Here is an 18093-nt window from a genome sequence, read left to right on the forward strand (position 1 = left end):
CGGGCCGGCATCGGTCAGGCGAGCCAGCCGGTCTTCGGACTCGAGTTCGTCCCGGTGGGACACCTTCCCAGGCCACGGGCCCAGTGGTGCGTCGTCCCACCAGTCACTCTCACCGCTGCGCGTCAGCTCCGGATTCTCACCGGATTCCCGCACATCGTCAGATGTGTTCTGGCTCGCGGCGAAGTTAGCACGCCGCGGTCGCCCCCGGCGCCGCGCTCACCGGGCCCGGGCGGTCGAGGCCGCGGCGGTGCAGACGGTGTAGCCGAGGTCCCGCGCGGCCGCCTCGACCCGCGCACGGGTGGGGGCGCTGACCCGGGGCGAGCCGGCGAGGGCGCGCGAGACCGTGGCGGGCGAGACCCCCGCGCGGGCCGCGACGTCGGCCATCGTGGCCGCCCCGGGGCCGGAGCCGCGACCCGCTCCGTGCGCCAGATCGGCGGCCGGGGCGAAGCGCTCGTAGCCCACCCGTCGGGCGACGGCGCGCACGTGGTCGCGGGTCGCGGCGCCGACGCCCGGGGCGTCGTTGAGCGCCCGCGAGACCGAGGCCACCGAGACCCGCGCCTCCCGGGCCACGTCGACCACGGTGACCCGCGCGGGCACGGCTCAGGCCCGGCCGGGGGTGGGGCCGCCGAGGAGCTTGGCCAGCCACTCCAGCTGGGCCGCCTCCTGGTGGAACTGCCCTCCCTCGTGGTCGTTCCACGGGTAGACGACCAGCTCGCTGGGCCCGCCGTAGGTGTTGCGCGCCGCGTGCACGGTGGAGGGCGGGCAGACGGTGTCCATCAGCGCCACCGACATCAGCGCGGGCGCGCTCGCGCGGCGCCCCAGCACCGCGGCGTCGAAGTGGGCGAGCGTGGCGAAGGCGCGGTCGGCGGCGTCGCGGTGGGAGGCGAGGAACGCCGCCACCTCGAGGTAGGGGCCGGTCGAGGCGATGGCCACCCCGCGCGGCATGTCGCACAGGAAGGGCACGTCGGCGAGCACGCCGGCCAGCCCGTCGTGCAGGCCCGAGACGGCCAGAGCGATGCCGCCGCCCTGGCTGACGCCGGCGACGACGACCCGGTCGCGGTCGACGCCCGGCAGCGCGACGCCGGCGTCGACCGCCAGCACCGCGTCGGTGAAGAGCCGGCGGTAGTAGTGCCGGGCCGGGTCCTCCAGGCCGCGCGTCATGAAGCCCCCGAGGTACGACGGTCCGTGCCCGTGGGGGTCGGGGGTGTCGCCGACCCAGCCGCCGCCGGAGCCCTGGCCGCGGCTGTCGACGTCGAGGGTGGCGTAGCCCGCCAGCGTCCAGTGCGGCACCTGGTGGGGCAGGCCGCGGCCGCCGGTGTAGCCCTGGTAGCGGATGACCAGCGGGAGGTCGCCGCCCACCCCGGCGGGGCGGCGGTACCACGCCCGCACGGGCTCGCCGTCGTAGCCGCTGAGGGTCACGTCGCTCACCTCGACCAGGGGCAGGCGGGCGTCGACGGGCTCGACCCGGGGAGCGCGGGCGCACGCGCGGGAGGCCTGGAGGGTCTCCTCCCAGAAGGCGGCGAGGCCGGTGGGCTCGGTGACGCTGCCGCGGTAGGCGGCGAGCTCGGCGGCGGGAAGGTCGTACTGGGGCACGGTGGTCCTCGAGGGGTCGGGAACGGGCGTGGACGGGAGGGGCGCGAGGCGGCGGGCGGTCAGCCCTTGACGGCGCCCTGGAGCAGCGCGCGGGAGAACTGGCGCTGGAAGAGCACGAAGACCGCGACGGTGGGCGCCAGGATGAGCAGCGAGCCGGCGGAGAGCAGCACGATGTCGGTGCCGTACTGGCCCTGGAAGGCGCCGAGCGCGCCGGCCATCGTGCGCTTGCTGGGGTCGCTGACCAGGACGATGGCGAGGATGAACTGGTTCCAGGTCCACAGGAAGAGCAGGATCGCCAGCGACGACAGGGCCGGCACGGCCAGCGGCAGGTGGATGTGGCGGAAGGTGCGCCAGGCCCCGGCGCCGTCGACGTAGGCCGCCTCGGAGAGCTCGACCGGCACGGTGAGGAAGTGCGCCCGCATCCAGAAGACCGCGAAGGGCATGTAGAGCGCGATGAGCGGCAGCACGAGCGCGGCCCGGGTGTTGAGCAGCCCGAGCGCCTCGATCTGGTAGTAGAGCGGCGTGATGAGCGACTCGAACGGGATGGTGAGCCCGAGCACGAAGAGCAGGAAGATCCACGACGCGCCGGGCACCTTGAGCGAGGCCAGCCCGTAGCCGGCCAGGCTGGCCAGCACGAGCGCGGCGGGCACGACGCCGGCCACGATGAGCATGCTCGAGACCAGCAGCGGGGTGAGGTCGGCGACGCGGTAGGCGTCGACGAAGTTGTGCCACTGCGGGTCGGCGGGCCAGCTGAGCCCGGTGGGGATGCTGCCCTGCGGCTGGAGCGCGGTCAGCAGCAGGCTGGCGAAGGGCACGAGGGTCAGCACCATGAAGACGACGAGGAGGCCCCGTCCGGCGAGGTCGGCGCGGCGGGTCGCGGTCACTGGTCGGCCCTCTGGGTCAGTCGCTGGACGGGCACGATGGTGACGAGCACCAGCACCATGAGCACGACGGCCATGGCCGAGGCCTGGCCGATCTCGCGCTCGGTGAAGGCGAGGCGGTAGATCTCCACGCCGGGCACCATCGTGGAGCGGCCGGGGCCGCCCTGGGTCGAGATGTAGATGATGTCGAAGCTGGCCAGCGCCGCGATCATGGTGACCGTGACGCAGACGCCCAGCTCGCGGCGCAGACCGGGCAGGGTGACGTGGCGCAGCTCGCTGAGCCGCCCTGCCCCGTCGATGCGGGCCGCCTCGTAGAGCGAGGGGTCGATCTTGCTGATGCCGGTGAGCAGCAGCAGGGTGCACAGGCCGAGCATCACCCAGGAGCCGATGAGCCCCACCGCGGGCAGCGCGGTCTCGAAGTCGGCCAGCCAGGGCCGGGCGACGTCGCCGAGCCCGATCGCGCGCAGCACCTCGTTGGCGATGCCGTCGCTGGAGTAGACCCAGTCCCACACGATGCCGGCGGCCACCAGCGGGATGACCTGCGGGATGAAGAGCACGGTGCGCGAGACGGTCGCGAAGGGACCCGGTCGCAGCCCGTGCATCAGCGAGGCGGCGACCAGGCCGAGCACGACGGGCACGACGGTGAAGAACAGGATCAGCTCGAAGGCGTGGAGCAGCGTCTCGAGCTGGTCGGGGTCGGTGAGCACCCGGCGGTAGTTCTCCGCACCCACCCACGTGGCGGGGCCGATGCCGTTCCAGTCGTAGAGCGAGTACTGCACCGAGGTGCCGAGCGGGAAGAGCACGAAGTAGCCGTAGAAGACCAGGGCCGGCGCGACGAAGGCCAGGTGGCCCCACCGGCGCAGGCCGCCGGGGCGGGGACCGCGCCGGGGTGCGCGGCCCGTGGCGGCCGGGGAGGTCAGGGCCTCCCCAGCCGCCACGGGAGCTGCGGAGACGCTCACGACGACAGCTCGTCCTCGTAGGTCGCCTGGAGCGCCGGGGGGACGTCGGCGCCGCTGGTGCGCCCGTCGAGGAGCGACTGGAGCTCCGGGCGGATCGAGTTGGCGTAGATGCCGGAGGTGGCGTTGGCGATGAAGTCCACCAGCACCCCCGACTCCCCGATGGTCTGGGCGCCGGCGAGGGTCTGGGCGATCAGCGAGTCGGGGTCGACCTCGGGCAGCGGCAGCGAGGCGGGACCGCCGGGGGCGGCGCCGCCCTGCTCGACGACGATCTCGCGGGCGGTCTCGTCGGTGTGCACCCAGTTCAGGAAGTAGGCCATCTCGTCGGCGTGCTCGGCCTTGGCCGGGATCGCGTAGGTGTTGGGGGCGCCCATCGCGACCGGGGCGTTGCCCTCCTCGACGGGGGGCATGAGGAAGAAGCCGACCTCCTCGCCCATGGAGGTGTCGAGGTTGGCCGACTCCCAGTCGCCGTTGAACATGAACAGGCCCTCGCCGTCGACGAAGCGGCCCATCATCGTGGTGTAGTCGAGGCTGTTGGCGTCGGAGGGGAAGTAGCCCTCCTCGGCCCAGCGCCCGACGTAGTCGGCCGCCTCGGCGGCGGCCGGGGTGTCGATGGTGGCGCCGGGCTTCTGGTAGGTCCACGCGGCCACCTCGGCCGGGTCGCCCATCTGGTTCAGCAGGGCCTGGAACGGGAAGGCCACGCCGCCGATGTCGTTGAACTGCACGATCGGCTGCTCGCCGGCGGCCTTGGCCTCGGCCATGGCGTCCTCGAGCTCGTCGATGGTGGCCGGCGGCTCCTCGAGCCCGATCTCCTCGGCGATGCGGGTGTTGTAGTAGACGCCCGTCACCGAGTAGCCCACGCCCATGGCGTAGAGCGAGCCGCTGCCGCGGGTGCCGTCGTCGTCGACGCGGAGCTGCTCGAGCTGCGACTCGGGGAACTCGTCCCAGCCGAAGGCGTCGTAGTAGGGGTCGAGGTCGAGCAGCAGCCCGTCCTTGGCCGCGTCGACGATCGTGGGCAGGCGGATGAGGTCGGGGGCGTCGTCGCTGGCCATGACGCGCGGGGCGTTCTCGGTCAGCGCGGCGAACTGGTCGCTGCGGATGTCGAAGGTGATGTTGGGGTGCTGGCGGGTGAACTCCTCGCTCAGCTCCTCGACCAGCGGGAAGCCGGTCTCGAGGTAGAGGTCCAGGGTCACGTCCTCGTCGGTGAGCTCGGTGCCCACCTCGCGGTCGGGGTCCTGGGTCGCGGTCTCGTTGCCCGACCCCGGCGCGCCGCAGCCGGCCACGGCCAGCACGGAGAGGGTCGCCACGAGGCCGGTGAGCCGGGCGGGGAAGCGGACGGTCGTCCTGGTCACGGGTGCTCCTTCGATCGGGGTGCCGCGGGTGGGACCCGAGTCCGCGACGGCGCCAACCTAAGTGGCGTCCGTCACGCGCGTCAACAACTTCTTGTAAAGCACTTTTATGGAACGATCCAGTCGCTGTGCGGACCCTCGCTGGCCGCTCCGAGGACGCGGTGCCCCGTCACGGGGCGGCGGTGGAGGCGCGCTGCACCAGCGAGCAGTCGAGCACCGAGGTCTGGCGCTGCGGGGCGGCTGCCCCGGCGACGGCCGCCGCCATCGCCTGCAGCAGGAGCCGTACGGCGACCTCCCCGGACTCCTCGAAGGGCTGGTGCACCGTGGACAGGTCGGCGGCGTCGGCGACCGGCCCGTCGTCGAAGCCGAGCACGCTCACGTCGTCGGGCACCCGCAGCGCGAGCGCCCGCGCGGCCCGCACGACGCCGAGCGCGAGGTCGTCGAAGTGGGCCATCACCGCCGTCGGCCGCCCGCCCGGTCCGCCGGCCAGCATCCCGGCCGCGACCTGCTCCGCGGCCGCCGCGGTGCCGAGGCAGGAGACCACCTCGAGGGTGGCCCCGGACACCTCGGCGACCGCCTCGCGGAAGCCCCCGAGCCGGCGTCGCGCCTGCGACTCGTACTCCGCCTCCTGCCGCTCCAGCACGTAGCCGAGCCGGCGGTGGCCGAGGTCGAGCAGGTGCTGCGCGGCGGTGCGACCGGCGCCGAAGTCGTCGATGGTCACCACGCTGAAGGCGCCGCTGTCGGCGTCGACCACGACCACCGGCACGCCGTGGGCCAGCAGCCGCTCCTCGACGACCTGCTCGATCGAGGAGCCCATGACGATCAGCCCGTCGACCGCACCGCGCACGGGGATGCTCGCCAGCAGCGGTGTCGCGGCCGTGGCCGCCGACTCGTGGTCGAAGACCCCGACCTCCAGCTGCTGGCCGGAGGCGCCGCGGAGGATCCCGGTGAGCCGCTGGAGGTAGGACGGGTAGGCGGTGAAGGGAGCAACGACCCCGATCCGCCCGACCCGCTTGCGGGCCAGGTGCGCCGCGCTCGACTTCGGCACGTAGCCCAGCTCGTCGGCGACCGCGAGGACGCGCTCGCGGGTGGGCCGCGCCACCCGCTCGGGCTTGTTGAGCACGTTGGACACCGTCGAGATGCTCACCGCGGCCTCGCGGGCGACGTCGTAGATCGTCGCGGCGCGACGGGGGGGCCCCGGCATGGGGGGAGGCTACACACCGCCGACCCCCCGGCGTGATCCAGATCATCCCGGCCGCGCGTGACGATCGCGCAGGTCGGTGCGACTACCTGGTGTTCGCATCCACGAACGACCCACCACACCGAGGAGGAACCATCATGGGTATCGCCGACAAGGCCAAGAACGCCGCTGAGGACGCTCTCGGCAAGGCCAAGGAGGTCGTCGGGGACGTCACCGGCAACGACTCGCTGAAGGCGGAGGGCAAGGCCGACCAGACCAAGGCCTCGGCCAAGAAGACCGGCGAGGACGTCAAGGACGTCTTCAAGGGCTGACCCGGGCCTCAGGCCCCCGGGGGCCGGTCGACGACCGGCGCGCCGCGTGACGCTCCCCCGCACTCCTCACGCCCAGCAGGCGGCTCTCCCGCGACCGGTCCGCGTCGTGCGAGGGCCGCCTGTCGCGCCCCGGACCGCCGGGGCCCCACTCACCGACCGACCGACGCCACCGCGCGTCACGACCAGGAGGCACGACCCGATGTCCCGCTCGACCACCACCCCGGCCGGCCCGCGCACCACTCCCGCACCGGCGCCGCCGCTGCTGCCCGTGCGCCTGGCCGCCGAGACCGTCGGCACCTTCTGGCTCGTGCTGGCCGGTTGCGGCACCGCCGTCCTGGCCGGTGACGAGGTCGGCTACCTCGGCGTCGCGCTGGCTTTCGGCCTGGCCGTGCTGACGATGGCCTACGCCGTCGGCCACGTCTCGGGCGGCCACTTCAACCCCGCCGTCAGCCTCGGCCTCGCGGTCGCCCGCCGCTTCGCGTGGCGCGACGTGCCGGCCTACGTCGGCGCCCAATTGGTGGGGGCGAGCGTCGCCGGGGGCCTGCTCTACGTCATCGCCTCGGGCCGCGAGGGCTTCACCACCGCCGACGGCTTCGCCACCAACGGCTACGGCGACCTGTCGCCGGCCGGCTACACCCTGCTCGCCGCCGCGGTCACCGAGGTCGTGCTCACCGCCGTCTTCGTCTTCGTCATCCTCGGCGTCACCGACCGTCGCGCACCTGCCGGCTTCGGCCCCCTGGCCATCGGCCTCACCCTGACGCTGGTGCACCTGGTCTCGATCCCGGTGACCAACACCTCGGTCAACCCCGCCCGCACCCTGGGCGTGGCCTGGTTCGACACCGCCGCCCTCGGCCAGTCCTGGCTCTTCATCGTCGCGCCCCTCGTCGGAGCCGCACTGGCCGGTCTCGCCTACGCCGGCGCCACCGGCGACCGCCACGCCGGGGTCGACATCGAGGGCGACACGCGGCACTGACCCGCCTCCGGCCCGACGCAGGCCCTCGATTTACGCTGTAAACCACCGAACCAGACCGCAAGGACACCCGTGGACGACCTGCCCCACCTCCTCGACCGGCTGCGCGCGGAGCGCCGCGCCGACCCGGGCGCGGCGCACTGCTGGCAGGACCACCTCCAGCGGCTGGCCCACGACCTGCGCCGCGTCGCGCTGGCCCGCCCGGAGGCCTTCGCCACCCTGGCGACGGCCCCCGCGGCGGCGCCGGGGCTGCGCCCGCCGCTGGGCGACGTCGACTGGGTCGAGGAGGTGCTGGTCGTGCTCGTCGACGGCGGGTTCGACGACGCGGCCGCGGTGGCGGCGTACCGTGCGTTCGTGACCTGCGTGCTCGGCCACCTGCTGCTCGAGGCCTCGCTGCACGCAGGTGGCCCCGACTCCCCCGCCTTCCCCGGGGTGCCCGGCGACCCCGCGGCCCGGGGTGGCCGGCCCGTGCTCGACCGCCTCGGCTCCAGCCTGGCCGAGGACCACGACGCCGACGAGTTCGACGACGCCCTCGAGGCCGTCCTGGCCCGGATGGAGGCCCTGCGTGCCGAGCACTGAGACCCGCCCCGAGCACACCGAGGACGAGGGCCTGGTCTCCCGGATCGACCGCTTCCAGCAGCGCCACAAGGCCGTGGGCCTGCCCCTGGCGGTGGTCTACAAGTACGTCGACGACGCGGGCGGCAGCCTGTCGGCGCAGATCACCTACTACGCCTTCGTCTCGCTCTTCCCGCTGCTGCTCCTGGCCTCGACGATCCTCGGCTTCGTGCTCGTCGGCCACCCCGACCTCCAGGAGCGCCTGCTCGACTCCGCGCTGGCGCAGCTGCCGGCGGTCGGTGACGACCTCCAGCGCCCCGAGGGCCTCGGCGGCGGCGTGACCGGCATCGTCGTCGGTCTCGGCGGCGCGCTCTACGGCGCGATGGGCGTGGGCCAGGCGGTGCAGAACGCCGTCAACAACGCCTGGACCGTGCCGCGCAACCAGCGCCCCAACCCCATCGCCGCCCGCGGCCGCAGCCTGGTGCTGCTCGGCGTGATCGGAGCCGACGTGCTCGCCACCACGGCCGTCGCCGGGATCGTGGGCGCGATCGACGTGCTCGGCCCGCTCTCGTCGGTGGCGATCCTCGTCGGCACCCTGCTCATCCACGCCGCCGCCTTCTCCTTCGTCTTCCGTTTCGCCACGACCCGTGAGCTGGAGCGGCGCGACGTGCTGCCCGGGGCCTGCGTGGCGGCAGTGGCCTGGCTCGGGCTCCAGTACGCCGGGGTCGCGCTGGTCGGCGCCTCGAGCGGTGGCGCCAGCGCCACCAACGGCGTCTTCGCCGTCGTGCTGGGTCTGCTCGGCTTCCTCTACCTCACCAGCGTGATGCTGGTGCTCTGCCTGGAGCTCAACGTCGTGCTCGTCGACCGCCTCCACCCGCGCACCCTGCTGACGCCCTTCACCGACAACGTCACCCTCACCGAGGGCGACGTGCGCTCCTACACCGACCTGGCCAAGGCCCAGCAGCTCAAGGGCTTCCAGCGCGTCGAGGTGGGCTTCGCCACCGAGCACCTGCCCGACGACCTCCCCGAGGACCTCGGCGACGACAGGTCCTCCGGGCCCGGCTAGGTTCCGGGGGCCACCCCACCGCCGCCCAGGAGGCCGACGTGACCGCACCCACCGCCGGGACCGCCGGGACCGCCTCGGTCGGCGAGGCCGAGCGCCTGCGCGTGCAGCGGCGCACGATGCGCGTGGTCGTGGCCGGCCAGGTGCTGGGCGGTGCCGGGCTGGCCGCGGGCGTCACGGTCGGGGCGCTGCTGGCCCAGCAGATGCTCGGCTCCGACGGTCTGGCCGGGCTGCCCGTCGCGCTCTTCACCCTCGGCTCGGCGCTCGCGGCGTACGTCGTGGGGCGCACCAGCCAGCGGCTCGGGCGCCGCGTCGGGCTCGCCGCGGGCTTCCTGGCCGGCGGCGCCGGAGCGGCGGGCATCGTCGTGGCCGCCGCCCTCGACAGCGTCGTGCTGCTGCTCCCGGCCCTGCTGGTCTACGGCGCCGGCACGGCCACCAACCTCCAGGCGAGGTACGCCGGCACCGACCTGGCCTCCCCCGCCGAGCGCGGCCGCGCGATCAGCACCGCGCTGGTGGCCACCACGGTCGGCGCCGTCGCTGGGCCCAACCTCGTCGGGCCGCTGGGCCGCCTCGCCGTCGGGCTCGGTCTGCCCGCCCTGGCCGGGCCGTTCCTGCTCGCCGCGGTGGCCTACTCCGCGGCCGGGGTCGTGCTGCTCGCCCTGCTGCGACCCGACCCCTTGCTGCTCGCCCGCCGCCTCGACACCGCGCCCGCACCGACCGCGGCCGGTGCGCCGGTCTCCCCCGGCACCCGGCCCGGCACCCGCCCCGGCATCCGACCCGACACCCGACCCGGCGCCCACGTCGGCGCCACCGTCATGGTGCTCACCCAGGTCACGATGGTGGCGATCATGACGATGACGCCGGTGCACATGCGCGAGCACGGCCACGACCTGGCCGACGTCGGCCTCGTGATCAGCCTGCACATCGCCGCGATGTACCTGCCCTCCCCGCTCACCGGCCGGCTGGTCGACCGGTGGGGCCGCACGCCGGTGGCGGTGCTCGCCGGCGCGGTGCTGCTGGCCTCCGGGGTCACCGCGGCCCTCGCGCCCGGCGACTCGCTCGTGCTCACCACCCTGGCCCTGGTGCTGCTCGGCCTGGGCTGGAACCTCGGCCTCATCGCCGGCACGGCCCTCGTGGTCGACGCCACCGAGCCGGCCACCCGGCCGCGCGTGCAGGGCAGCATCGACGTGCTGGTCGCCCTGGCCGGTGCCACCGGCGGCGTGCTGTCGGGCCTGGTGGTCGGCGCCAGCAGCTTCGCGACGCTCTCGCTGGGCGGCGGGCTGCTCGCCCTCGCCCTGCTTCCGGCGCTGCGCCGGGCCACCCCGCGACGGGCCTAGAGGGTCACGTCGCAGTAGTCGCCGGGACCGACCGGGTCGTGCCACGGCAGGCAGTAGGACCGGTCGGCGACCCAGCCGGTGCCCGCGAGCACCAGCACCGCCACGAGCGGCACCGCCGCGGCCAGGGCCAGGTGGGTGGCCGGGCGCAGGCGGCGTACGACGGGGCCGGCGCAGAGCGCGGCCGCCACCAGGAGCAGCGCCCCCTGGAGCAGCCAGCCGACGACGAGCACGGCGTCGGTCAGACCGCACGACGGCGTCGTCGACGTGCACGCGGTCATGACACCGAAGCCGAGCAGCGCCGACCCGGCTGTGGCCAGCCCGAGCGTGATCAGCAGCCCGAACGCCTGGAGGGCGGTGCGCAGGAGGATGAAGGAGTAGCTCATGCCCCAGCCTCGGGGGCGCCGCGCCCCGGCGCCTGAGCACGCGGGCTCGTCCGACCCCACCCGGATTAGGTCGGCTCGGGGAAGATGGGGCCATGCCCGAACTCCCCCGCAAGGCAGCAGCGCGCACGGCCCGCCTCGCGGCCCTGCCGCTGGGATACGCCGGACGCAGCGCGCTCGGCTTCGGCAAGCGGATCGGCGGCAAGCCCGCCGAGACCGTCATGTCCGACATCCAGCAGCGCACGGCCGAGCAGGTCTTCCGCACCCTGGGCGAGCTCAAGGGCGGGGCCATGAAATTCGGCCAGGCGCTCTCGGTGCTCGAGGCCGCCCTGCCCGAGGAGCTCGCCGGTCCCTACCGCGCCGAGCTGACCAAGCTCCAGGACTCCGCACCCCCCATGCCGACCCAGACCGTGCGCGACACCATCGCCTCCGACCTCGGCCCGACCTGGCGCAGCCAGCTGACCTGGCTCGACGGCGGCCCGACGGCGGCCGCCTCGATCGGCCAGGTGCACAAGGGCCGGTGGCACGACGGGCGCGACGTCGCGGTGAAGGTGCAGTACCCCGGCGCCGGCGACGCCCTGCGCTCCGACCTCAAGCAGCTCTCCCGCCTGGCCCGCACCATCGGGCCGATGGTGCCCGGTCTCGACGTCAAGCCGCTCATCGAGGAGATGCAGGCCCGCACCGAGGAGGAGCTCGACTACCGCCTCGAGGCCGAGGCCCAGCGGGCCTTCGCAGCCGCCTTCCGCGACGACCCCGACATCCTCGTGCCCGACGTGGTGGCCGCCGGCGACACCACCCTGGTCACCGAGTGGCTCGAGTCGACCTCCTCGCTGGCCAAGGTGATCGCCGAGGGCACCCAGGCCGAGCGCGACCACTACGGCGAGCTCTTCGTGCGCTTCCTCGTGGGTGGGCCGGCGCGCACGGGCATGCTCCACGCCGACCCCCACCCCGGCAACTTCCGCGTCCTGCCCCGCCGCGACGACGAGCCCGGCGGCATGGGCGTGCTCGACTTCGGCGCCGTCGCCCGGCTGCCCGAGGGGCGCCTGCCCGAGGCCACCGGCCGGCTCATCCGCATCGCCTCCACCGGCGACGCCGAGGCCCTCATGGAGGGGCTGCGGGGCGAGGGCTTCGTGCGCGACAAGGTCAGCCTCGACCCCCAGCAGCTGCTCGACTACCTCGCGCCCTTCGTCGAGCCGACCAAGACCGAGCGCTTCCGCTTCACCCGCGCCTGGATGCAGGAGCAGTTCCAGCGGATCAACAACCCCCGCGACCCCTCCTTCACCGTCGCCATCAAAATCAACCTGCCCCCGTCCTACCTCCTCATCCACCGCACCTGGCTGGGCGCGATCGGCATCCTCAGCCAGCTCGAGGCCGAGGTGCCCTTCCGCGAGATCCTCACCGAGTTGATGCCGGGCTTCGCGGAGGGCTGAGCCGGGGCATGGTTGGCTGGCCCGGTGGACGGTCGATCTCTCGGGAGCGTGGTCGGAGCCGCAGGTGGCGCGCTCTTCGTCTGGAACGCCGCCGGCGACCTGGCCGCCACCACCTGGCTGCGGGCCGCGGCGGTGGCCCTGCTCGTCCTGACCGTGGGTGCGGCACTGGTCGCCCGACGCGGTCGCGGCGGCCGCAGCGGCGGGGGCGCGGCACCCCCGCGCAGCGCGCTGCGCACCTACGGCTGGAGCGTCACGCTGATGGCGGTCGCGATCGTCGTCGGGGCGCGCGCGTGGGTGGCCCTCGACCTCGAGGCGGTGGTGCTGCCCTGGGTGGTGCTCGTCGTGGGCGCCCACTTCCTGCCCTTCGCACGCGCCTTCGGCGCACCCGTCTTCACCCGGCTCGGCGGCCTGCTGGTGCTGGTCGGCGGCGCCGGCGCGGTGGCGGCGGGCCTGGGCGTCGGGGACGCAGCGCCGGTCGCGGGGCTGCTCGCCGGGCTGGCGCTGCTCGCCTCCGGCCTCACCGCTGAGGTCCGCGGGCACGACCCGGGCCCCGCCGGCCCCGCGACCTGACCCGCCGGCGCCGCTAGGGCGTGGGGCCCGTCAGCGGCAGGTGCATCACGTGGAGCCCGACCAGGCCGTGGGCGCGGGAGTCGAAGGCCTCCGGCACGGTGCCGACGACGGTGAAGCCCAGCGAGCGCCACAGCGCCACGGCCGCGGTGTTGGTCTCGACCACCGCGTTGAACTGGATGGCGCGGAAGCCCTGGTCGCGGTGCCACCGCACCACGTGCTCGCCCAGCCGACGCCCGACCCCGCGCCCGCGGGCCCGCTCGGAGACCATGAAGGACGCCGTGCCGACGTGGGCGCCCCGGCCGGGCCGGTTGGGGCCCATCCTGGCGCTGCCGAGCACCTCGCCGTCCTCCTCGAGCACGACCACCGCCCCCGGGCCGCCGGTCCACAGGGCACGGGCCTCCTCTGAGGTGAGGTCCTCGGGGTAGGCGTAGGTCTCCCCGGCCCGCACGATCTGCTCGAAGAAGGTCCACACGCGCGGCCAGTCGGCCTCGGTCGCGGGACGGATGGCGGGGTCGGGCGCGGCGGAGGGCTGCTCGGTCACCCGGTCATCCTGCCTGGTCGTCCTGCCTGGTCGTCCTGCCTGGTCGTCCTGCCCCGCGCTCAGGTGACCGGCGCGCAGTCGTGGCCGCAGCCGCCCGCTCCCGGGGCGGGCGGCCCGTCGGCGTGGTCGGCCGGGCGGTGCAGCACCGCGCCGGTGGGCTCGACCCTCACGTCCTCGCCCGTGTCGCCGCAGGCCGTGGCGGTGCCGTCGACGAGCAGGCTGTGGCCGCGCGGCTCGCGGGGCGGGAAGAGCACGGTCACCGCCTCGTGGGCCGCGAGGTTGGCCAGCGTGCCGCGCCCGGGGGCACGCACGAGCAGCGTGCCGCCCTCGAGGGTCGGCTCGACCGTCACGGCCTTCACCCCGGCCGAGGTGGAGACGGTCAGCAGGTAGCCCGCGCCGAAGTCCTCGAGCGCGGCGGCCAGGTCGGCGATCTCCACGGGGATGCTCATGCCCCGAGCCTAGGCGCTGCCCGCGACCGGGGTCAGGCGTCGACCCAGCGGCGACCGACCTCGCGGGCCGCGAGCGCCCCGGAGCTCAGCTCGGCCAGCGTGGCGTGGAGGGCCGGCTCGCGCTCGGGGGCCACCCCCAGGCGCAGGGTGACGGCCCCGGCGTACGTCGCCCCGAGGACGCGGGTGCCGCGCGTCCGCAGCTCGCCCTCGATCCGGCCCGCGTCGGCGTGGGGCACGTCGACCTCGAGCTCGACGAGCAGCGAGCGGTGCACGACGTCGGCCTCGTCGAGCGCGGCGCGCACGGCGTCGCCGTAGGCGCGCACCAGGCCGCCGGCGCCCAGCAGCGTGCCGCCGAACCAGCGCGTCACCACCGCGACGACGTCGCTGAGGCCGGCCCCGCGCAGCACCTCGAGCATCGGGGCGCCGGCCGTGCCGGCGGGCTCGCCGTCGTCGGAGGAGCGCTCCACCGGCTGCGGCGGCGGACCGAGGACGAAGGCGGAGCAGTGGTGCCGTGCGTCGTGGTGGGCACGCCGCTGCCGCTCGACCACGGCCCGGGCAGCCTCCTCCGCGGCCCCGCCCCCGACGCGCTCCACGACGCACAGGAAGCGCGAGCGCCTCACCTCGGTCTCGACCGCGACCGAGCCGCGCACCGTCGCGTAGGCCTGGGCGCTCACGGGCTCACCACACCCCGAGCACGCCGCCGCCGAGGCGCACCACGAAGGCCGAGACCACGAGCAGGAAGAAGACCCGCACGAAGGCGGCGCCGCGCGCGACCGCCGTGCGCGCGCCGACGTAGGCGCCGAGCACGTTGCAGGCGCCCATGAGCAGCCCGATCTGCCACAGCACCGCGCCCTGGGGCACGAAGACGCACAGCGCGGCGAGGTTGGTGGCCCAGTTGGCCATCTTGGCCTGCGCGGAGGCGGCGAGGAAGCCGTAGCCGAGCAGGCCGACGAGGGCGAAGACGAAGAAGCTGCCGGTGCCCGGGCCCAGCGCCCCGTCGTAGAAGCCGACGAGGACCCCGACGCCGAGCGCAGCGGTGGTGTGGTGGTGGCCGGCGAAGCGCAGCGCGGTGACCTCGCCGAGGCTGGGCTTGAGCAGCACGTAGGCCCCCACCACCACCAGGGCGACGAGCACGATCGGCTCGAAGGCCCCGCGGGGCACCTGCGAGGCGACCAGTGCGCCCAGCGCGGAGCCGACGAAGGCGGCCAGCATGAGCGGCAGGAAGGTCCGAGGGTCGGGGCGCACGCGGCGGTAGAAGGTCACCGCGCTCGTGCTGGTGCCGCAGATCGAGGCCAGCTTGTTGGTCGCCAGCACCTGCACCGGCGAGGCGCCCGGCAGGCCGAGCAGCAGCGCCGGCAGCTGGATGAGACCGCCGCCGCCCACCACGGCGTCCACGAAGCCCGCCGAGACCGCCGCGAGGGCCAGGAGCGCGATCACGGTCAGCGACAGGTCCCCCACTGCGCCGACTGTAGGCGTCTGGCCGGGGCTGGTAGGCAGGAGGGGTGACGCGTGCCCTCCCGCCCCTGTCCGACCGCCCCCGCCGCCGTCTGACCCCTGCGGCGGGTCTCCTCGCCCTCGTGCTGACCGCCGGCTGCGGCTCGGGCGCGGGGGGCGACGACGCCCCTGCACGCAGCAGCGGACCCTCGGGCGGCCCCGGGGCCACCTCCTCGGTCGACCCGCAGCAGCCGGCCACCGGGCGAGCCGCGTTCGCCGCCCTGGAGGAGCGGTACGCCGCCCGGGTCGGCGTCGTGGCCATCGACACCGCCACCGGTGAGACCCTGGCCCACCGCGCCGACGAGCGCTTCCCCTACGCCTCGACCGTCAAGGCGCTGGCCGCCGCGGTGCTGCTCGACCGCACGACGCCCTCCCAGCTCGAGCGGGTCGTGCCGGTGCGCCGCACCGACCTGGTCGAGTACTCCCCCGTGGTCGAGCAACGGGTGGGGCGCGGCCTCACCCTCGGCGCCGCCGCCGAGGCCGCCGTGCGGGTCAGCGACAACACCGCCGGCAACATCGTGCTCGAGGCGATCGGCGGGCCCGACGGCCTGCGTCGTGCCCTGCGCGGGCTGGGCGACCGGGTGACCGACCCGCGGCGCACCGAGCCGACGCTCAACCGCTTCGAGCCCGGCGACGACCGCGACACCACCACGCCGCGGGCGCTGGCCACCACGCTGCGCACCCTCGCGGTCGACGACACCCTCGCTCCCTCCGACCGACGGCTGCTGCTGCGGTGGATGTCGGGCAACGAGACCGGTGACACCCTGGTGCGCGCCGGCGTGCCCGACGACTGGGCGGTCGCCGACAAGTCCGGGTCGGGGGCCACCTACGCCGCCCGCAACGACGTCGCCGTCGTCACCCCGCCCGGCCGCGCACCGGTCGTGGTGGCCGTGCTGACCCGCAGCGAGGACGTCGACGCCGTCGCGCGCGACGCCCTGGTCGCGGCGGCCGCCGGGGTCGTGGCCCGCGGGCTCGGAGAGGCGGGCTGACGGCGTGCGCATCGTCTCCCTCCTCCCCGCCACCACCGAGGCGCTCTTCGCCATCGGCGCGGGCGACGACGTCGTCGGCGTGACCTTCGAGTGCGACACCCCCGCCGAGGCCCGCAGCCGCACCATCGTGTCGACCTCGGCGATGCCCGAGGGGCTGGCGCCGGAGGAGATCGACGCCTTCGTCTCCGCTGCGGCCGCACGCGGTGAGGACCTCTACCGTCTCGACGCCGGCGCCCTGGCAGGGCTCGACGCCGACCTCGTGGTGACCCAGGACCTCTGTGCGGTCTGCGCGGTCGACGTCGGCGTGGTCGACGACGCGCTGGCGCACCTGGGCTGCACCGCGGAGGTCCTGACCTGCGACCCCCACACCCTGGCGGAGGTCCTCGACACCGTCGTCGCCCTGGGCCGGGCCACCGGCCGCGAGCCTGCCGCGCAGGCGCTCGCCGCCTCGCTGTCGACCCGCCTCGACGCCGTCCGGGCGCGCGTGGCAGGCCGGCCCCGCCCGCGGGTGGTGGTGCTGGAGTGGACCGACCCGCCCTACGCCCCCGGCCACTGGATCCCCGAGATGGTCGAGGCCGCCGGCGGTGAGTGCGTGCTCGGCGCTGCGGGTGAGAAGTCGACCCGGGTGCTGTGGGAGCGCGTGCACGAGGCGCGCCCCGACGTCGTGGTGGTCGCCCCGTGCGGCTACGACCGCGAGGGCGCGCGCCAGCAGGCCGACGCGCTCCTCGCCGCGGGCCTGCTGCCCGCCGGGGCCCTCGTGCACCCCGTGGACGCCGACGCCCACTGGGCCCGCCCCGGCCCGCGCGTCGTCGACGGCGTCGAGGAGCTCGCCGCCGTGCTGCACCCCGCGGGAGACGTCGAGGGCCGTCGGGCGGTTGCGCCGCCGCACGCACCGGAGTAGGCCTGGGGTGACGGCGCCCGTCGGGGTGCCGCGCGGACGTGGAAGGTCGTGGTGGGGATGGTCCTGACGAGACGCGGGAGCCGCTCGGTGGGCGCCGTGGTGGCGTCGACAGTGGCCGTGCTGGTGACGACGGCGCTGCCGGCGAGCGCCGCGACCAGGACGTTCTCCGACAAGGCCGGCGACCTCGACCACCCCTCCGACCTGCGCGCGGTGACCGTGGTCAACCGGGAGGGCGCCGTGCGGGTGACGGTGGAGGTGCGCGACCTGCGCAAGAGCGGCCCGAAGGTCACCGGGGGCTCGGTCTTCCTCGACACCGACGGTGACCGGGAGCCCGACTACGTGCTCACCGGCGGGTTCTTCGCCGGCACCGACTACGCGCTGCTGCGCACCTCCTCGTGGAGCCTGCGCGAGACCGGGGAGCGCGTGCTGTGCGACTACGCCCTGCACCCCCGCTACGCCGACGACCTGGTCAGGATGCGCCTCGACACCGACTGCTTCGAGGCCGAGCCGGGCGAGGGCCCGGTGCGGGTGGAGGTCAGGGTCGCCGGCTCGCGGCCCGACGGCGGGGTCGCGGTCGACTGGCTGCGCTCGCCGCGCTCCTTCGGCGCGGCGGTGGCGCGGTCCTAGCGGCCCTCGTGCCTCCTCCGCCCGCGACTGTCGGTGCCCCCCGCTAGACCTGTCCGTACGCCGGAGCAGGGCGCACCGGACGGGAGCGGAGGACGCGTGCACGACCACGACACCCCGCCGTTGCGCGACCGCGTAGCGGTCCCGATCCTCGACGAGGCCGCCGAGGCGACCTGGCCGCGCCCGCGGGAGTGCTCGCTGTGCTTCGTGGCCCGGATGCTGCAGGCCCACGGCTGCGACGGCTCGATGCGCTGGGCCGAGCGCTTCCGCGAGGTGCGCTCCCCCACGGCGACGGGGCTGGAGCGGCGGCTGTCCCACCGAGGCGGCGGGTGCGACTGCGCCGCGCTCGCCGCGGGGTGGCGACCGGCGCGCCACGTGATGGAGCGCGACCTGCACACCGACGAGCTCAGCGCGCCCGCGCGGTGCCCCGACTGCGCAGGGGTGCGCCGGACGTCGTCGCGGGGCTGCGGCCACTGGGAGCGCGCCCCGCGCTGAGCCG

The 18093-nt window shown here is 75.2% G+C and carries 22 protein-coding genes and 1 riboswitch; of the genes, 11 read left to right on the forward strand and 11 right to left on the reverse strand.

What is annotated here, in order from left to right:
* Window positions 1-8: 8 nt before the first annotated feature.
* Window positions 9-188: riboswitch (cobalamin riboswitch) on the reverse strand.
* Window positions 189-216: 28 nt separating this feature from the next.
* The 6 genes from IR170_RS20285 to IR170_RS09705 form a co-directional block, all read right to left on the reverse strand.
* The gene (locus IR170_RS20285) at window positions 217-597 is read right to left on the reverse strand and encodes a LacI family DNA-binding transcriptional regulator (protein WP_319805001.1); all 381 of its coding nucleotides are present in this window, start codon (window positions 595-597) and stop codon (window positions 217-219) included.
* A 3-nt stretch (window positions 598-600) separates the two neighbouring features.
* Window positions 601-1593 (reverse strand): acetylxylan esterase, encoded by a 993-nt coding sequence (locus tag IR170_RS09685; RefSeq protein WP_193662249.1) that lies wholly within the window; start codon window positions 1591-1593, stop codon window positions 601-603.
* A 59-nt stretch (window positions 1594-1652) separates the two neighbouring features.
* The gene (locus IR170_RS09690) at window positions 1653-2477 is read right to left on the reverse strand and encodes a carbohydrate ABC transporter permease (protein ID WP_228941392.1); all 825 of its coding nucleotides are present in this window, start codon (window positions 2475-2477) and stop codon (window positions 1653-1655) included.
* Window positions 2474-3433, reverse strand: a complete 960-nt coding sequence (locus IR170_RS20290; protein ID WP_251532209.1) for a carbohydrate ABC transporter permease — start codon at window positions 3431-3433, stop codon at window positions 2474-2476. The genes IR170_RS09690 and IR170_RS20290 overlap by 4 nt, the downstream gene beginning before the upstream one ends.
* The gene (locus IR170_RS09700) at window positions 3430-4782 is read right to left on the reverse strand and encodes an ABC transporter substrate-binding protein (RefSeq protein ID WP_193662250.1); all 1353 of its coding nucleotides are present in this window, start codon (window positions 4780-4782) and stop codon (window positions 3430-3432) included. Before IR170_RS09700 ends, IR170_RS20290 begins: the two co-directional genes overlap by 4 nt.
* 166 nt (window positions 4783-4948) lie before the next feature.
* On the reverse strand, window positions 4949-5983 hold the full coding sequence (locus tag IR170_RS09705; RefSeq protein ID WP_193662251.1) for a LacI family DNA-binding transcriptional regulator: 1035 nt from the start codon (window positions 5981-5983) through the stop codon (window positions 4949-4951).
* A 134-nt stretch (window positions 5984-6117) separates the two neighbouring features.
* On the opposite strand from IR170_RS09705, the gene IR170_RS09710 reads away from it, so the two are divergent.
* From IR170_RS09710 to IR170_RS09730, 5 genes are all read left to right on the forward strand, one after another.
* The gene (locus tag IR170_RS09710; RefSeq protein WP_193662252.1) at window positions 6118-6291 is read left to right on the forward strand and encodes a CsbD family protein; all 174 of its coding nucleotides are present in this window, start codon (window positions 6118-6120) and stop codon (window positions 6289-6291) included.
* A 199-nt stretch (window positions 6292-6490) separates the two neighbouring features.
* Window positions 6491-7264, forward strand: coding sequence for an aquaporin Z (gene aqpZ, locus IR170_RS09715; RefSeq protein WP_193662253.1), 774 nt, complete (start codon window positions 6491-6493; stop codon window positions 7262-7264).
* A 69-nt stretch (window positions 7265-7333) separates the two neighbouring features.
* On the forward strand, window positions 7334-7840 hold the full coding sequence (locus tag IR170_RS09720; protein ID WP_193662254.1) for a TetR/AcrR family transcriptional regulator C-terminal domain-containing protein: 507 nt from the start codon (window positions 7334-7336) through the stop codon (window positions 7838-7840).
* Window positions 7827-8882, forward strand: a complete 1056-nt coding sequence (locus tag IR170_RS09725) for a YihY/virulence factor BrkB family protein (RefSeq protein WP_251532220.1) — start codon at window positions 7827-7829, stop codon at window positions 8880-8882. Before IR170_RS09720 ends, IR170_RS09725 begins: the two co-directional genes overlap by 14 nt.
* Window positions 8883-8920: 38 nt before the next feature.
* Entirely contained in the window at window positions 8921-10216 is a 1296-nt protein-coding gene (locus tag IR170_RS09730) for an MFS transporter (RefSeq protein ID WP_319805002.1), read from the forward strand.
* On the opposite strand, the gene IR170_RS09735 is transcribed toward IR170_RS09730, so the two are convergent.
* Window positions 10213-10599: a hypothetical protein gene (locus IR170_RS09735; protein ID WP_193662255.1), complete on the reverse strand. Its 387-nt coding sequence runs from the start codon at window positions 10597-10599 to the stop codon at window positions 10213-10215. The two genes, IR170_RS09730 and IR170_RS09735, sit on opposite strands and share 4 nt — an antisense overlap.
* A 92-nt stretch (window positions 10600-10691) precedes the next feature.
* On the opposite strand from IR170_RS09735, the gene IR170_RS09740 reads away from it, so the two are divergent.
* Entirely contained in the window at window positions 10692-12026 is a 1335-nt protein-coding gene (locus IR170_RS09740; protein WP_193662256.1) for an ABC1 kinase family protein, read from the forward strand.
* Between the two features lie 24 nt (window positions 12027-12050).
* Complete coding sequence (locus IR170_RS09745) at window positions 12051-12596, forward strand: hypothetical protein (protein WP_193662257.1); 546 nt, start codon at window positions 12051-12053, stop codon at window positions 12594-12596.
* 13 nt (window positions 12597-12609) lie between these two features.
* Here IR170_RS09745 and IR170_RS09750 read toward each other — a convergent pair whose 3' ends face one another.
* Genes IR170_RS09750 through IR170_RS09765 form a run of 4 tightly spaced genes read right to left on the reverse strand, consistent with a single transcriptional unit; the run spans window position 12610 to window position 15044 of the window.
* The gene (locus IR170_RS09750; protein ID WP_251532230.1) at window positions 12610-13137 is read right to left on the reverse strand and encodes a GNAT family N-acetyltransferase; all 528 of its coding nucleotides are present in this window, start codon (window positions 13135-13137) and stop codon (window positions 12610-12612) included.
* A 59-nt stretch (window positions 13138-13196) separates the two neighbouring features.
* A complete protein-coding gene (locus tag IR170_RS09755; RefSeq protein WP_193662258.1) occupies window positions 13197-13586 on the reverse strand; it encodes a pyridoxamine 5'-phosphate oxidase in 390 nt (129 codons plus the stop codon).
* A 32-nt stretch (window positions 13587-13618) separates the two neighbouring features.
* The gene (locus IR170_RS20295) at window positions 13619-14260 is read right to left on the reverse strand and encodes an IMPACT family protein (RefSeq protein ID WP_193662259.1); all 642 of its coding nucleotides are present in this window, start codon (window positions 14258-14260) and stop codon (window positions 13619-13621) included.
* Between the two features lie 4 nt (window positions 14261-14264).
* Window positions 14265-15044, reverse strand: a complete 780-nt coding sequence (locus IR170_RS09765) for a TSUP family transporter (RefSeq protein ID WP_193662260.1) — start codon at window positions 15042-15044, stop codon at window positions 14265-14267.
* Between the two features lie 44 nt (window positions 15045-15088).
* Here IR170_RS09765 and bla point away from each other — a divergent pair, with 44 nt between their 5' ends.
* The 4 genes from bla to IR170_RS09785 all read left to right on the forward strand — a co-directional run bounded on the left by bla (window position 15089) and on the right by IR170_RS09785 (window position 18089).
* On the forward strand, window positions 15089-16069 hold the full coding sequence (gene bla, locus IR170_RS09770; protein ID WP_319805003.1) for a class A beta-lactamase: 981 nt from the start codon (window positions 15089-15091) through the stop codon (window positions 16067-16069).
* Between the two features lie 4 nt (window positions 16070-16073).
* Window positions 16074-16970 (forward strand): ABC transporter substrate-binding protein, encoded by an 897-nt coding sequence (locus tag IR170_RS09775; RefSeq protein WP_193662261.1) that lies wholly within the window; start codon window positions 16074-16076, stop codon window positions 16968-16970.
* Window positions 16971-17066: 96 nt separating this feature from the next.
* Window positions 17067-17597: a hypothetical protein gene (locus tag IR170_RS09780; RefSeq protein WP_193662262.1), complete on the forward strand. Its 531-nt coding sequence runs from the start codon at window positions 17067-17069 to the stop codon at window positions 17595-17597.
* Window positions 17598-17693: 96 nt separating this feature from the next.
* Window positions 17694-18089 carry a DUF2695 domain-containing protein gene (locus IR170_RS09785; protein ID WP_319805004.1) on the forward strand — a complete coding sequence of 132 codons (396 nt, stop codon included), beginning with the start codon at window positions 17694-17696 and terminating at the stop codon, window positions 18087-18089.
* The last annotated feature ends 4 nt before the right edge of the window (window positions 18090-18093 follow it).

The organism is Nocardioides kribbensis, assembly GCF_015070375.1.
Taxonomy (GTDB): domain Bacteria; phylum Actinomycetota; class Actinomycetes; order Propionibacteriales; family Nocardioidaceae; genus Nocardioides; species Nocardioides kribbensis.

Excerpts from the sequence above, each read along its gene's own strand:
- IR170_RS09705 (WP_193662251.1), bottom strand. The coding sequence starts at position 5,983 with ATGCCGGGGCCCCCCCGTCGCGCCGCGACGATCTACGACGTCGCCCGC.
- IR170_RS09710 (WP_193662252.1), top strand. The coding sequence starts at position 6,118 with ATGGGTATCGCCGACAAGGCCAAGAACGCCGCTGAGGACGCTCTCGGC.
- aqpZ (WP_193662253.1), top strand. The coding sequence starts at position 6,491 with ATGTCCCGCTCGACCACCACCCCGGCCGGCCCGCGCACCACTCCCGCA.
- IR170_RS09735 (WP_193662255.1), bottom strand. The coding sequence starts at position 10,599 with ATGAGCTACTCCTTCATCCTCCTGCGCACCGCCCTCCAGGCGTTCGGG.
- IR170_RS09740 (WP_193662256.1), top strand. The coding sequence starts at position 10,692 with ATGCCCGAACTCCCCCGCAAGGCAGCAGCGCGCACGGCCCGCCTCGCG.
- IR170_RS09755 (WP_193662258.1), bottom strand. The coding sequence starts at position 13,586 with ATGAGCATCCCCGTGGAGATCGCCGACCTGGCCGCCGCGCTCGAGGAC.